General features: G+C 38.0%; 11 protein-coding genes. 2 read left to right on the top strand and 9 right to left on the bottom strand.

Annotated features, from left to right (window positions below; genetic code table 11):
- Positions 1-237 precede the first annotated feature (237 nt).
- The gene (gene map, locus ACSC97_RS15330) at positions 238-1062 is read right to left on the bottom strand and encodes a type I methionyl aminopeptidase (RefSeq protein ID WP_004912307.1); all 825 of its coding nucleotides are present in this window, start codon (positions 1060-1062) and stop codon (positions 238-240) included.
- A 223-nt stretch (positions 1063-1285) separates the two neighbouring features.
- On the opposite strand from map, the gene rpsB reads away from it, so the two are divergent.
- On the top strand, positions 1286-2038 hold the full coding sequence (gene rpsB, locus ACSC97_RS15325; protein WP_004912304.1) for a 30S ribosomal protein S2: 753 nt from the start codon (positions 1286-1288) through the stop codon (positions 2036-2038).
- A 137-nt stretch (positions 2039-2175) separates the two neighbouring features.
- Positions 2176-3054 carry a translation elongation factor Ts gene (gene tsf, locus ACSC97_RS15320; protein ID WP_004912300.1) on the top strand — a complete coding sequence of 293 codons (879 nt, stop codon included), beginning with the start codon at positions 2176-2178 and terminating at the stop codon, positions 3052-3054.
- Between the two features lie 64 nt (positions 3055-3118).
- Here the strand turns inward: tsf and ACSC97_RS15315 are convergent, their stop codons facing one another.
- From ACSC97_RS15315 to gloB, 8 genes are all read right to left on the bottom strand, one after another.
- Positions 3119-4360, bottom strand: coding sequence for a multifunctional CCA addition/repair protein (locus ACSC97_RS15315; RefSeq protein WP_436661789.1), 1242 nt, complete (start codon positions 4358-4360; stop codon positions 3119-3121).
- A 94-nt stretch (positions 4361-4454) separates the two neighbouring features.
- Positions 4455-6725, bottom strand: coding sequence for an NADP-dependent malic enzyme (locus ACSC97_RS15310; protein WP_004912297.1), 2271 nt, complete (start codon positions 6723-6725; stop codon positions 4455-4457).
- Between the two features lie 189 nt (positions 6726-6914).
- Positions 6915-9791: a bifunctional diguanylate cyclase/phosphodiesterase gene (locus ACSC97_RS15305; protein WP_436661786.1), complete on the bottom strand. Its 2877-nt coding sequence runs from the start codon at positions 9789-9791 to the stop codon at positions 6915-6917.
- Positions 9792-9907: 116 nt separating this feature from the next.
- Complete coding sequence (locus ACSC97_RS15300) at positions 9908-10627, bottom strand: 16S rRNA (uracil(1498)-N(3))-methyltransferase (protein WP_436661784.1); 720 nt, start codon at positions 10625-10627, stop codon at positions 9908-9910.
- A gap of 22 nt (positions 10628-10649) precedes the next feature.
- The gene (gene metF / locus ACSC97_RS15295; RefSeq protein ID WP_004912291.1) at positions 10650-11486 is read right to left on the bottom strand and encodes a methylenetetrahydrofolate reductase [NAD(P)H]; all 837 of its coding nucleotides are present in this window, start codon (positions 11484-11486) and stop codon (positions 10650-10652) included.
- Between the two features lie 74 nt (positions 11487-11560).
- Positions 11561-12943 carry an adenosylhomocysteinase gene (gene ahcY / locus ACSC97_RS15290; protein WP_436661782.1) on the bottom strand — a complete coding sequence of 461 codons (1383 nt, stop codon included), beginning with the start codon at positions 12941-12943 and terminating at the stop codon, positions 11561-11563.
- 297 nt (positions 12944-13240) lie between these two features.
- Positions 13241-13447 carry a hypothetical protein gene (locus tag ACSC97_RS15285; RefSeq protein WP_004676939.1) on the bottom strand — a complete coding sequence of 69 codons (207 nt, stop codon included), beginning with the start codon at positions 13445-13447 and terminating at the stop codon, positions 13241-13243.
- Between the two features lie 296 nt (positions 13448-13743).
- Positions 13744-14475: a hydroxyacylglutathione hydrolase gene (gene gloB, locus ACSC97_RS15280; RefSeq protein ID WP_436661780.1), complete on the bottom strand. Its 732-nt coding sequence runs from the start codon at positions 14473-14475 to the stop codon at positions 13744-13746.
- Positions 14476-14885 lie beyond the last annotated feature (410 nt).

Raw genomic sequence — 14885 nt, 5'->3', positions numbered from 1 at the left:
GATTTCTTCTTGGTCTACGTGCCATAAAATACTCCATATATTGATGTTTATAACATCATTTGGGGAGCAAAATATCACTTATAAGTGTTGTTCAAATTTCCTGATCCACCTCTTTGTTTAGTTAAAATTTATAATTGTTATTCTTATGAATGTTTTTTGTTTAATTCAATTAACTAATAATTTTTTTTAAGCATAAAAAAAGCTACCGAAGTAGCTTAAATGAAACAAAGAAATCGCTTACATGAAGCGAGATAAATCTTCTTCTGGACGAGCGGTAAGGACTTCAATACCAGTTTGAGTTACTAAAATAGTATGTTCATATTGTGCGGACAACTTATGATCTTTTGTGACAACAGTCCATTTATCACCTAATAACTTTGTTTGCCAAACGCCAGCGTTCACCATTGGTTCAATAGTAAAGGTCATGCCAGCCTCTAAACGCATTCCTGTACCTTTTTGACCGTAGTGTAGAACTTGTGGTTCATCATGAAACACATTTCCAATACCATGACCACAATATTCTCGAACTACGCTAAAACGCTCAGACTCAACATATTGTTGAATAGCATGTCCGATATCACCTAAATAAGAACCATCACGTACAGTCGCCATACCACGATACATGGCCTCTTGCGCAACTTGACACAAACGGTTTGCCAAAATAGACGTCTCACCACCTACGATATACATCATATTGGTATCGCCGTGATAACCGTCTTTGATTACTGTGACATCAATATTTAGAATATCGCCGTTTTTTAAAATTTTATTTTCAGATGGAATACCATGACAAACGACATGGTTAACAGATGTGCAAATTGAATGTTGAAATGCAGGTCGACCTGGAGCTGCACCATAACCTACACAAGCAGGAATAGCATCTTGTACATTTTCAATATGATTGCGACAGATTGTATCGAGTTCTAAAGTACTCACTCCCGCTTTAATATGCGGTTTAATCATGTCTAAAACTTCAGCCGCCAATTTCCCCGCGATGCGCATTTTTTCAATTTCATCGGGAGTCTTGATTAATCGACGAGGAGCTGTATAAGTCGTGTTCATGATCTCTAAAAACTTTTGGTAATTCGCAAGCGTCTATGGTATAAATAGCCGCCTATTTTATCAAATGCTTTTCGTGACTATTTTCTAAATAAGAAGTGGTTCGAAAAATTGATAAGTAGTTATACAAAATCCGCACATATATCGTCACATTACTCTGGGTGCCTAGCAATAGGTGGAGAATGCGGATATATGGAGGCCTAACCCAAACTTTAAGGTAAAGAAAATGGCAGATTACAACGTAAGCATGCGCGACCTTCTTCAAGCAGGCGCACACTTTGGTCACCAAACTCGTTTCTGGAACCCAAAAATGCGTCAATACATTTTTGGCGCGCGTAACAAAATTCACATCATCAACCTTGAGCACACTGTTCCTGCGTTAAATGATGCATTGAACTTCGTTAACAACTTGGCGAGCAAAAAGAACAAAGTATTATTCGTTGGTACGAAACGTGCTGCTTCTAACATCATCCGTGAACAAGCTCAACGTGCTGGTCAACCATATGTAGATCACCGTTGGTTAGGTGGTATGTTGACGAACTGGAAAACTCTTCGCCAATCTATCAACCGTTTAAAAGATCTTCAAACTCAATCTCAAGATGGTACTTTTGCTAAGCTTACTAAACGTGAAGCTTTAGAGCGTACTCGTGAGATGGACAAGCTTGAACGTGCTTTAGGCGGCGTTAAGAACATGGGTGGTTTACCTGACGCATTATTTGTAATCGATGTTGACCACGAAGCGATTGCAATCAAAGAAGCTAAAAACTTAGGTATTCCTGTAATCGGTATCGTTGATACAAACTCAAACCCAGATAACGTAGATTACGTTATTCCTGGTAACGATGATGCGATCCGTGCAGTAACGTTATACGCTTCAGCTATGGCTGACGCTATCATTGCTGGTAAAGAATACGCTCAATCACAAGCGAACGCTCAAGCAAAAGGCGATGACGCTGCGAAAGACGCTTCTGAGGCTTAATGCGTTTTGACGCAAGCTTGTCATTTTTGCGACATGTAATGGTGGCAAATTAAAGCGTCGAGATTGCAAACGGTCCAGAGTTTCTTTGGGCCGTTTTTGTTGAACAGATTTATTTTCTACCGATTTAGGAGATCAACATGACTGCAATTACTGCAAGCATGGTAAAAGAATTACGTGACCGTACTGGTCTTGCAATGATGGAATGCAAAAAAGCATTAACAGAAGCAAACGGCGACATCGAACTTGCAATTGATAACCTTCGTAAATCAGGTCAAGCAAAAGCAGCTAAAAAAGCTGGTAACATTGCTGCTGATGGTGCGATCACGATCATTCAAAACGGTAACAAAGCGATTCTTGTTGAAGTTAACTGTCAAACTGACTTCGTTGCTAAAGACGACAACTTCAAAAACTTCTCTGACAAAGTTGCTACAGCTGCTCTTGCCGCTGGTGAAACTGATGCAGCAAAAATTGCTGAACTTAAGCTTGAAGACGGGGCTACTGTAGAAGAAGCTCGTGTTGCGCTTGTTCAAAAAATCGGTGAAAACATCCAAGTTCGTCGTGCACAAATCGTTGAAGGCGAAAACTTAGCTGTTTATAAGCACGGTTTAAAAATCGGTGTTGTTGTTTCTTATACAGGTGATGCAGACACTGGTAAAGGTATTGCAATGCATGTTGCTGCGTTCAACCCAGTTGCAGTAAATGCTGAAGCTGTTCCAGCTGACTTAATCGCTAAAGAGAAAGAAATTGCTGAAGCGAAAGCTGTAGAATCTGGCAAGCCAGCAAACATCGTTGAGAAAATGGTAACTGGTTCAGTAGAAAAGTACTTGAACGAAGTTGCTCTTGATCGTCAAATGTATGTTATCGACAACGACAAGAAAGTTGCTGATGTATTAAAAGCAACTGGTACAGTTGTAGCTCAATTCGTTCGTTTCGAAGTAGGCGAAGGTATTGAGAAGAAAGCTGAAATGAGCTTTGCTGATGAAGTTGCTGCTGCTCAAGCTGCTGCTGCTCAATAATTTTTATTGAATCAGTAAAATAAAAAAACCCAGTCACTTTTGACTGGGTTTTTTTATGCAAAAATTATGATGCAGATGATGGCTCATCATGCTGTTCTTTAAATTTAGCCAAAGCATCAATGCGATATTGAATCAACATTTCACCTATTTCAACACCTTGAATATCTGGCGGTAAATCTTGAGCACGTATTTTTCTCACAATTTCCATCGCATCTAAGATGTATTGTGCTTGTGGATAGGGGCGATTCTCTAAACCTAAACGACCTTTGGCATCACATTCACATGCCTGAACAAATGCCTGAACTTTCTCAGGTTTGCGTAATACATCTAAACGTTGTAATAAGCGCCATAGCGTGCCAGGTTTAAGATTTTTGGCTTGGTGACATTTTAAATGCTCTTTACAAACGATAAGCGCCAAATTCTTGAGTTGTGTAGGGACTTTTAAGCGATCAGAGATATCACTAACAGGTTTTAAACCTCTTTCTTCATGCATAATATGCTTCGGTAATTCCTCAGCAGGTGTGAGTGCCTTCCCTAAATCATGTACAAGTACTGCATAACGAACGTCTAGGGCGTAATTTGCTAAACAAGCCTGTCGTAATGACATTAATGTATGAATACCACAGTCAATTTCTGGGTGGAATTCGGGGCGTTGTGGAACACCAAATAATGCATCAATCTCAGGAAACAAAACTTTGAGAGCATTACAGTCTCTGAGTGTTTGAAAGTACACATCGGCATGATCTTCCATCAATGCACGAGAGGTTTCTTTCCAAACTCGTTCAGGTGTTAGTGCATCTAATTCACCAGAACTTGCGATTTCACTCATTAGGTTTAATGTTTCTTCAGCAATCTTAAATCCGTAAGCTGTATAACGTGCAGCAAATCTTGCAACGCGTAAAACACGGAGTGGATCTTCAATAAAAGCATCTGAGACATGACGAAGAATTTTTTGGTTAAGATCATTTTGACCACCATAGGGATCATAAATGTTTCCATTTTCATCCATTGCCATTGCATTGATGGTGAGATCACGACGTATTAAATCTTCTTCTAATTTGACTGTTTTATCGGTATGAAATTGAAATCCATGATATCCCACGCCAGACTTACGTTCTGTACGCGCGAGGGCATATTCTTCTTTTGTTTTTGGATGAAGAAATACAGGGAAGTCTTTACCTACAGGTTGAAATCCATCTGCGAGTAATTGTTCGGGTGTTGCTCCGACCACCACGTAATCTTTTTCGTGATAGGGATGCCCAAGTAAATGATCTCTGACAGCACCGCCTACTAAATAAACTTGCATAAAAAACCTCTATTCTTCACACAATCATGCAACAGAATAGAGGTTTTCTCAAGCATTAAGCGAAGCTTTTCTCGAAAAGCTTCGCTTAAGATAATCAGTTTTGACTTTGTTGAATTTCTGCAACCGTCAATGCTGTCATATTAACTAAACGACGTGTTGTTGCCGTTGGGGTTAAAATATGAACAGGCTTAGCAGCACCTAATAAAATAGGACCAATAGTAACGTTGTTACCAGAAGTTGCTTTTAAGAGGTTAAATGAAATATTCGCTGCATCAAGATTAGGCATGATCAAAAGATTTGCTGAACCTTTAAAACGTGAGTTCGGGAATGCAAAATGACGAATATTGTCGTCTAATGCTGCATCACCATGCATTTCACCTTCAACTTCAAGCTCAGGAGCTTGTTCTGAAAGTAAACGGAAGACTTCACGCATCTTTTGAGCACTTGGGTCAAACTGATCACTACCAAAACTAGAGTGAGAAAGCAGAGCAACACGAGGTGTCATACCAAAGCGACGAACTTCTTCAGCAGCTAAAATTGTCATTTCAGCAAGCTGTTCAGCAGTAGGGTTAGTATTTACATAGGTATCAGCAATAAATAAGTTGCGATCTTCAAGCATAAGCGCATTTAAAGTAAAGAATGTACTGCGACCTTCTTTTAGTCCAATGACATTTTTAACGAAATCTAAATGGATATCGTAGCTTGAATAAGTACCACACAACATACCATCAGCTTTGCCAAACTTCACCATCAAAGCTGCGATTAGTGTTGAGCGACGACGTGCTTCACGCTGAGCATACTCAACTGTTACACCTTTGCGCTGCATCGTTTGATAATAGTCTTTCCAGAACTCTTCATATAAAGGGTTTTGTTCTTGATCTGCGATTTCAATGTTTACGCCATGTTGTAAGCGTAAGCCTAATTTCTTGATATTCGCTTCGATCACAGTTGTACGACCAATCAAAATTGGTTTGGCAAGACCTTCATCAACTACGATTTGTACTGCACGTAATACGCGTTCGTCTTCACCTTCAGCATAAGCAATGCGTTTAGGATCAGATTTAGCTTGAGAGAAAATAGGCTTCATCAAGAATGCTGAGTTGTATACAAACTCAGAAAGACGTTGTCGGTAAGCTGAGAAATCTTCGATAGGACGAGTCGCTACACCTGAATCCATCGCTGCTTTAGCTACCGCTGGCGCAATTTCAAGAATCAAGCGTTGATCAAGTGGGCGAGGAATTAAATAATTACGACCAAAAGATGCTGATTTCTCACCATACGTTGCAGCATCCGCTTCAACATGAGCCATGCGAGCGATTGCATGTACACATGCGATCTTCATTTCCTCATTAATTGTAGTTGCACCGACGTCTAATGCACCACGGAAGATATATGGGAAACAAAGCGCGTTGTTTACTTGGTTAGGATAGTCTGAACGACCAGTTGCCATAATGACATCAGGACGAACTTCATGTGCGTGCTCAGGTAAAATTTCCGGATCTGGGTTAGCTAAAGCAAAGATAATTGGGTTTTCAGCCATTTCTTTAACCATTTCTTTGGTTAAAATACCAGCTGCTGAAAGACCTAAGAACATATCAGCGCCAGCCATTACTTCATGTAATTGCGTTGCTTGAATGTCTTGTACATAACGTTTCTTTGATTCATCTAGACCATCACGTGAAGTTGTAAGCAAACCACGAGAGTCAGCTACGATGATATTTTGTTTATTTACACCGAGTGCACACAATAAATCTAAACAAGAGAGGGCAGCGGCACCCGCACCTGAAGCGACAATTTTAATATCTTCGATTTTTTTATTTACGATTTGCAATGCATTTAGAAGTGCAGAACCAACAATAATACTTGTACCGTGTTGGTCATCATGGAACACAGGAATTTTCATGCGTTCGCGTAATTTTTTCTCGATATAGAAACATTCAGGTGCTTTGATATCTTCTAGATTGATACCACCAAATGTTGGTTCAAGAGATGCCACGATATCGACGATTTTATCTGGATCATTTTCAGCGATTTCGATGTCGAAAACATCAACGCCAGCAAACTTCTTGAATAAAACGCCTTTACCTTCCATTACAGGTTTAGAGGCAAGAGGACCAATATTACCTAAACCAAGCACGGCGGTACCATTACTCACGACTGCGACTAGGTTTCCGCGAGCTGTGTATTTCGCAGCAGCAGAAGGGTCACGTTCGATTTCCAAACATGGAGCAGCAACACCAGGAGAATATGCAAGCGCTAAATCTCGTTGGTTAACGAGCTGCTTGCTAGGTGTCACACTGATTTTTCCTGGAGTTGGAAATTCATGGTAATACAAAGCGGCTTGTTTTAAAGATTGATCGTCCATCTGAGTCTCGATTGTTCCGATAATAATCAGGATATATGTCTGATTATTATATTAAGATAAGTGCACAAGAATATAGCACTAGTTCACGCATTCGCCCAGTCAAAATAGCTTATTTTCACTGAACGTATATGCTTATTGACAATTTATTTTTTGATCAAAATAAACATTCAAAAAGCTCGAATTGTAACGTTATATGGAATATCTCGCGGTTGACATTCTCATGTGTTGTTGCAAGTAGTCTGTAGCATGCGAAGCAGTTAAAGGTTTCGCAAATAAGTAACCCTGTAATATGTCACAATTTTGTCGCTTCAAGTAGTCACGTTGCTGTTCAGTTTCTACACCTTCAGCAACAACTTTTAAGCCAATGGTTTTACCCATGGCAATCATGGCATTAACTATCGCATCTTGCTTTGGATCACCAATTTTTGAAATGAATGCACGGTCAATTTTTAAAATGTCAATTGGATATTCGGTTAGGTAGGCGAGTGAAGAATAACCAGTCCCGAAGTCATCTAATGCAATTGAAATATTGCGTTCTTTGAGTGCACAAAGCACCGTTTTTACGTTTTCGGTATTTTCTAAAAATGCAGATTCAGTGATTTCTAATTCAAGATTTTCCCCACCAATTGAGTATTGATCTAACACAGCATCAATATCTTGAAGCAATTGTCCCCGCAAGATTTGTTGAGCAACAATGTTTACAGCAACGTGTATGTGGACAAAGCCAAGTTTTTGCCAAACTTGAAGTTGACGTGCCGCTTCATAAAGTACAAAACGACCAATATCAGAAATTAGGCTTGTACTTTCAGCAAGTGGAATAAAGATATCAGGCATGATTAAGCCTTTTGTTGGATGCTTCCAACGAATCAGAGCTTCAAAACCTGTAATATTGGAATTTTGAGTATTTATTTTTGGTTGGTAATACACCACAAGTTCTTTATTTTGAATTGCTTTTCTTAGATCAAGTTCCAAATCCGTATGCTTAGCCACAAAGTTTGTGCGTTCGCTTGAGTAATAACGGATGGTATTTCCACCTAAACGTTTGGCTTCTGTGAGTGCTTGTTCTGCATGAGTATTTAAATTATCTACTTGGCGTCCATGTTCAGGGTAAATTGCAACACCAATCGAAATACTAACCACATGTTCTTGATCGGCAATGTAGAAAGGTTTGCTAAAGGCTTCCACGATATTATTGCAAATTTGATGAATTGGAGGGTGCAAAGGGGACATTTCATAGATGATTGCAAAATCATCAGCACTTAAATGAGCGACCAATAATGCATCTATATTGCTGATTCGTAGGCGTTGTGCAACTTGTTTTAAAAGCTCATTACCAGCTTGATTACTTAATAATTCATTTAATGCACGGAATCGATCTATATTTAAGCGAATGACGGCTAGATGCTGAATAGATGCTTCATTTACCAAGTATTGATGGAGTTGTTGATGGTAATAAAAGCGATTTGGTAGATCAGTTAAAGTGTCATAATTGGTTAAATATGATAAGCGTTGTTCTTGGTGTTTACGTTCACTTTGATCTGAAACGATACCGATATAATTTAATACTCGATCAGATTCATCTTTAACGGCATTGATATGCATCCAAAGAAAACAAGATTTTTCAGATAGATAGGTTTCTTGGAACTCTCCTTCATATTCAAATTCTTCATGTAAAGTATCGAGAATAGAGAGATGAAAATTTAAGTGATGTTGTTTAGTCTGTTTGGTGATTTCGAATAAATGTTTATTCAAAATATACTGTTTATCTAAACCAGTAAGTTGTTCATATTTTGGATTGACTTCAAGATAGTTAAAGTTTTCATCTAGAATAAAAATACCTTCAGATGCTTGTTCAAAAACACTTGCTGCCAATTTTAGTCGTTCTTGATCTTTCTTTTCTTGATTAATGTCTCGATGAATACCAACCATTCTTAGTGGTGTACCGTCTTTTGGATTTCGCTGAATCACCTGACCAACATCATGAATCCAACTCCAATCACCATTCGAACGTTTTATTCTGAAGGTTTCTTCATAACGTTTGGTTTGACCACACAAATGACTATATATCGTATTTTTTACACGTTCAGCATCATCAGGATGAACGATTTTACTCAATAGTTCGTAATGATTCTCTGAATTGCGTGTCACTTCCTTTTGGTGAGAATTTGTTACACCAACCGTATTCTTTTCAAGATTCCATTCCCATGGACGGATTCCAGCAGTTTCATGCGCAAATGCTAAATTTTGCCGATGCTCTTCGAGTCGCTCATTCATCTTAGTAAGATCGTATGTCCGTTCACGTACTTTCTGTTCCAATAAATGGTTGTTAAATTGCAGTTGTGCCTCGATATCTTTAGACTTATTTACTTCTCGCTGCAATTGTTGGCATAGCTCTTCAGTCCATTGGTTATGTTGTTCTGCAACATCTATGAGTTGCTTATTTTTTTCAAGGACTTGAAAGAAACGTTTATGAATTTTGAACGTTGCATGTGCACATAATAAAGTTGCAACAAAAGAAAAATAATAGGCTACATAAAACAAAGTATGTTCTTGGTCTCTGTTTATAATCTGAGAAAGAACAAGAGGGAAAACACTAGGAATAAAAAACAAGAAAAAATAACGAATATGCTGAGTTAAAAAGGTCAGCGAAATAATGTGTGATGAAGTGAGGAGTAGTGCAGTTAATGTGAGAATGTGAGAATGTGAGAGATGGGGAACATCTTTAATAAGCAGTTGGCTAATAACCACACTGCCTACACCCAGTAAGCTACCTATACAAAGACAAATCAGTTGAAAAGTCAGATTGGTTTTTTTGGCATGGCGAACAGATGTGTAATGTTTAAGCGAGAAGTTACAGATAATTAAAAAAATACTTAATAGAATTAGTGAACTTATTGTCCAAATAGAGAAGATGTTTAAATCAAATGAATAGAAAAAACCGAATAAAAAATAATCGATTAAAATAATGAAGATTACGCATACAACAAATAGACGTATATGGTTAGGATAATTAATCTGATCCGTATATATAAATTGTGGCAAATTTTTTTCCAGAACCCCTGACATATAAAGAATAATCCTTTTCGTTTTTTATCAGTGTTCACAGTCTTTATTTTTTTGTAAACACTATAGAGTTTTGTTTTAAATTAACGCTAAAGACAACTGAAAGCAAATGAAATGCATCAATTGCTAGCAAAGTGATAATTTAAAATTGATAAAGCCACGACTGGAGCTGTTTCTGTCCTTAGAACACGATCTCCGATACACCAATTTACAAATCCATGTTGATTCGATAGCCCAATTTCTGATTCACTCAGACCACCTTCTGGGCCAATCAATAAAGCGAGTTCTGGTTGTGCATCTAGTAATACATTTTTCTGATCTTTGTTCGGCGCCATTACAAAACGCGATATTGGCAGATCTGTTTGAATCCATTCTTCGATTGAAATTGGAGCTAAAACTTTGGGCACAATATTCATCCCACATTGTTCACAAGCTGCGACTGCAACTGATTGCCAATGGTCTAATTTCTTTTGATCACGGTCGTATTTAAGACGCATTTCACAACGATCACTGGTTAATAATTGAATCGTTGCAACACCAAGTTCAGTTGCTTTTTGAATCGCATAATCCATGCGATCACCTTTGCTCATTACTTGACCCAAAATCACCTTGAATGGTGCAGTTCGATCGATTGCTTCAAAATGATCAACAGATACGAAAGCATTTTTCTTGTTAATTTCAGTTAGAGTTACACGATATTCACCACCTTTTCCATTAAAAAAGATGGCTTGTTCTTGCACTTTCGCACGAAGTACACGAACCCAATGATGAAATACTGACTCAGTTAATTCAATTGTGTTGCCAGTATTTAGTTCAGTTTCGATATAAAAACGATTCATGCTTGGGTCGTGCTCGTAGAAATTAGTTTAAACCTAAATCAACAACAAGTTGTCGGGTTGGTTCAGTTTGGTTCATTGAGTAAAAATGTAACGTCGGTGCTCCACCAGCAATTAAGCGTTCACAAAGGTTAACGATGACTTCGTGACCAAATGCTTTAATGCTTGCGCTGTCATCACCATAAGCTGCAAGTTGCTTGCGAATCCAACGTGGGATTTCTGCACCTGTACCATCCGCAAAACGAATCAAGTTGCTTGCATTTGTGATCGGCATAATACCTGGCGCGATAGGAATATTAATTCCTGATTTCGCTAAGCGTTCGATGAAATAGAAATATGCATCAGGATTAAAGAAGAATTGGGTAATTCCTGCATTTGCGCCAGCTTGTACTTTTTCGACGAACCGTTGGATGTCTGCATCAAAACTTTCAGCTTGTGGATGCATTTCAGGATACGCAGCAACTTCGATATGGAAGTGATCACCTGAATGTTCACGTATGAATCGAACTAAGTCTTGAGCATACGGAAGTTCACCTAAGCCAACCTGACCAGAAGGCAAGTCACCTCTTAGTGCGACGATGCGGTCAATTCCTTGTGATTTGTAAAGATCAAGAAGTTCAGCAATACGTGCTTTGTCGTCACCAATACAAGAAAGGTGAGGTGCAACTGGTGTGCCCTTACCATTAAAATCATTAATCGCTGCTAAAGTACGTTCACGGGTTGAGCCACCAGCACCGTAAGTAATAGAAAAAAACTCAGGGTTGAGAAGTTGTAACTCTTGATGAACAACACGTAATTTTTCTGCACCAGCATCAGTTTTCGGTGGGAAAAACTCGAAAGAAATAGGCACTCGTTTCGTCATTTTAAATCCTTTTATAAATTACTGAGAAGATTTTATAAAAAAGGGCAGTCCGTAAAACGTCTGCCCTAATTTTCTTAGTATTTATAAGCGTCAGATTTGAATGGACCTTCAACAGGTACACCTAGATAGTCTGCTTGAACTTGAGTTAATTGAGTTACTACACCACCAAAGCCTGCAACCATTGCCGCTGCAACTTCTTCGTCTAATTTCTTAGGAAGAACTTCAACACGAATAGCCGCTTGCTTTTGATCAGCTGGTAAATCTGCAAATTTCTCAGCGAAAAGATGCATTTGCGCGAGCACTTGGTTTGCAAAAGAACCATCCATAACGCGTGATGGGTGACCTGTTGCATTTCCAAGGTTCACTAAACGACCTTCAGATAAAAGGATGAGATAGTTATTTTCATCTTCTGAGCGGTACACTTGGTGAACTTGAGGCTTTACTTCAACCCATTTATAACCACGTAAGTATGCTGTGTCGATTTCAGTATCAAAGTGACCAATGTTACATACCACAGCACCAGCTTTTAAGCTGTCTAACATTGCTGAATCACATACGTGGTAGTTACCAGTAGTTGTGACAACAAGGTCAGTATTTGATAGCAAGTCTTGGTTAATGTCTTCTTTCTTGCCAGTTTGAACGCCATTTTTATATGGGGAAACAACCTCGTAACCATCCATACATGCTTGCATTGCACAGATAGGATCTACTTCTGTCACACGAACAATCATGCCTTCTTGACGTAAAGACTGAGCTGAACCTTTACCTACATCGCCATAACCAATCACTAAAGCACGGCGACCAGAAAGTAACATATCAGTTGCACGTTTGATTGCATCATTTAATGAGTGACGGCAACCATATTTGTTGTCGTTTTTAGACTTAGTAATCGAGTCATTAACGTTGATTGCAGGAACTTTAAGAGAACCATCTTTCCACATTTCCAACAAACGTTGTACACCTGTTGTGGTCTCTTCAGTAATACCGTGGATGCGCTCTAAAAGAGCAGGGTATTTGTCATGAATAAGTGCAGTCAAGTCACCGCCATCGTCCAAAATCATGTTGGCATCCCAAGGCTTGCCGTTCACATTGATTTGTTGTTCTAAGCACCACACATATTCTTCTTCAGTTTCGCCTTTCCAAGCAAAAACAGGAATACCACGAGCAGCAATTGCAGCAGCAGCATGGTCTTGTGTTGAGAAGATGTTACATGAAGTCCAACGAACTTCTGCACCGAGTTCAATCAAAGTTTCAATAAGAACTGCTGTTTGGATTGTCATATGAATACAACCCAAAATTTTAGCGCCAGCAAGTGGTTTAGCAGCTGCATAACGCTTACGTAAGCCGATCAAAGCTGGCATTTCTGCTTCAGCAAGTTTGATCTCTTTACGACCGTAGTCAGCAAGGGAAATATCAGCAACTTTATAATCTGTAAATGAAGCATTCACCGCGTTCATCAGGATCTCCTAGAAAAAATAGTATTGATCATTCAGTTCGCGGATGCCGTTGTTGGTTAAAACGAATGTTTAACCGATCGTCGAGCCTGGCATGTGATTTATAGTCATAAATCAAATGTCGCAGCATCCCTCGACTAGGACATTATAATACTTGGAAAACTGTTTTGTTCCAATGTTATTTTTTCGAGAGATGGTTATAAAGTGAGAGATTGAAATTAAAAAGCAAAGTTTGATTAGGTCTCTTTTATGCTTTAGGGCTTCATGTCCGTTTGAAACCCTAAATAATTAGTATGAACATTATGCTTTTAAATGGTCTTCAAATTCTTCACCGAGTTGCATTGCTAAAGCATTTCCTGATAAGTCACCTGTAACCAAGCCGTATTCTTTTTTAAAACTGAAAGTGAACCCGCGATTGTCTGCTAAATTTTTCACCGAATAACCTAATTTTTCTAACCAAATACGGAAAGCCAATAAATTTTTTGCTTTAACAACTCTGTTTTTCATAACCAGTACTCCTTGTGAATCATTATTCATTAATAGGGGTTGATGAATTTTTTTTAAAGGGGGATTGCATATATTTATTTTTCTAGATGTAAATAATGTAAAACTAGAGTAAATTTTTAATACTGATTTTTGAGAATTAAAAAATAAATAATTGTATTATATTGAAAAAATAAATTATTGAAGTGATATTTGATAAGCTGAAAAGCAATAAATCTGTGAAAATATATGTAAAAAATAATTTCATTTTCCACAATGTTGTTAGGTTGGAAAATGAAATTATTGATTAACCTAAAATTTTAAAATTGATCTTTCAGACTGCGAATGCGAGCAAACTCTTCAGCATTTTCTGTGCGTAAAAATGGATTAGTTTCTAGCTCAAGTTCTATCGTAGAGGGTAGAGTGATTTGATCTGATTCTCTTAGCATTTTTACTTGCTCGAAACGTTCTTGAAGAGCAACATTGTGAGGTTCTATGGTTAACGCAAATTCAGCATTCGAAAGTGTATATTCATGAGTACAATATACTTTTGTCTGAATAGGCAAAGCTGCCAATCTATTTAATGAATGATACATTTGCTCAGCAGTACCTTCAAATAAGCGACCGCATCCCATTGCAAACAAAGTATCTCCACAAAACAAAGAATCTATTTCTTCAATAAAATAAGTGATATGACCTAAAGTATGCCCAGGAGTTGCAATCACTTCAATTTTTAAATCATTAAAGAAAAAATGATAATCATGCTGTAAAGGGTTTGAAAGGTAGGGAATTTTGCTGAGTTCATCACGCGGACCATAAACCAGAATGTTTTGCTCAGCCAACAAGCCTTCTACGCCATTTGTATGGTCTGGATGCCAATGCGTCAGCCAAATTTGTTTAAGATGTAATTGATGTGTTTCACAAAAATCCGTGACTAGTTTCGCTTCTGTTGGATCTACAACAATCACTTCATTTGTACGTGTATCTTCTAACAACCAAATGTAATTTTTTAGGTTGTTTTGAACATCGATAACGTGGATTTTGTATTGCATAAACCATCCCTAAACAGTTATTAAAATAACTTTTGTAGATCAATCAGAAAATCATTACTTAACAGTGTAAGTCCAAATTGTGACAAGTGCAAAAGCATGAACAGCTTATCAAGTGACTTATTGACCTTTCACGTCATTATATGACCTATCAAATCTAGGGTTGTATTTAAGGTTGACAAGTGTAGTAAATTGCATGAATATGAGATCAGAAGTCTTTATAAGATCATGATTTTTATGGGGCTTTGACAAAGAACGGAAACTCGATATTTGAATAATAAACTCGAGCTAATATATCTAATAGGACTTACGCACTATTATTTATAGACTCTCTGTGGTAGCAGATGATTTTTATCGAGAATAAAGTCATCAATGAAGTTTTTGATCATTGGTCTAAATAATTTCTTCTGCCA

Origin of the sequence: Acinetobacter sp. P1(2025) (assembly GCF_051390655.1) — a bacterium.
In the GTDB taxonomy this organism is placed as follows: domain Bacteria; phylum Pseudomonadota; class Gammaproteobacteria; order Pseudomonadales; family Moraxellaceae; genus Acinetobacter; species Acinetobacter junii.
The sequence above is the reverse complement of the archived record's forward strand: the minus strand, read 5'-3'. Positions and strand labels throughout refer to the sequence as shown.

Coding starts and splice junctions, on each gene's coding strand:
- map (WP_004912307.1), bottom strand. CDS start 1,062: ATGAACACGACTTATACAGCTCCTCGTCGATTAATCAAGACTCCCGAT.
- rpsB (WP_004912304.1), top strand. CDS start 1,286: ATGGCAGATTACAACGTAAGCATGCGCGACCTTCTTCAAGCAGGCGCA.
- tsf (WP_004912300.1), top strand. CDS start 2,176: ATGACTGCAATTACTGCAAGCATGGTAAAAGAATTACGTGACCGTACT.
- ACSC97_RS15315 (WP_436661789.1), bottom strand. CDS start 4,360: ATGCAAGTTTATTTAGTAGGCGGTGCTGTCAGAGATCATTTACTTGGG.
- ACSC97_RS15310 (WP_004912297.1), bottom strand. CDS start 6,725: ATGGACGATCAATCTTTAAAACAAGCCGCTTTGTATTACCATGAATTT.
- ACSC97_RS15305 (WP_436661786.1), bottom strand. CDS start 9,791: ATGTCAGGGGTTCTGGAAAAAAATTTGCCACAATTTATATATACGGAT.
- ACSC97_RS15300 (WP_436661784.1), bottom strand. CDS start 10,627: ATGAATCGTTTTTATATCGAAACTGAACTAAATACTGGCAACACAATT.
- metF (WP_004912291.1), bottom strand. CDS start 11,486: ATGACGAAACGAGTGCCTATTTCTTTCGAGTTTTTCCCACCGAAAACT.
- ahcY (WP_436661782.1), bottom strand. CDS start 12,943: ATGAACGCGGTGAATGCTTCATTTACAGATTATAAAGTTGCTGATATT.
- ACSC97_RS15285 (WP_004676939.1), bottom strand. CDS start 13,447: ATGAAAAACAGAGTTGTTAAAGCAAAAAATTTATTGGCTTTCCGTATT.
- gloB (WP_436661780.1), bottom strand. CDS start 14,475: ATGCAATACAAAATCCACGTTATCGATGTTCAAAACAACCTAAAAAAT.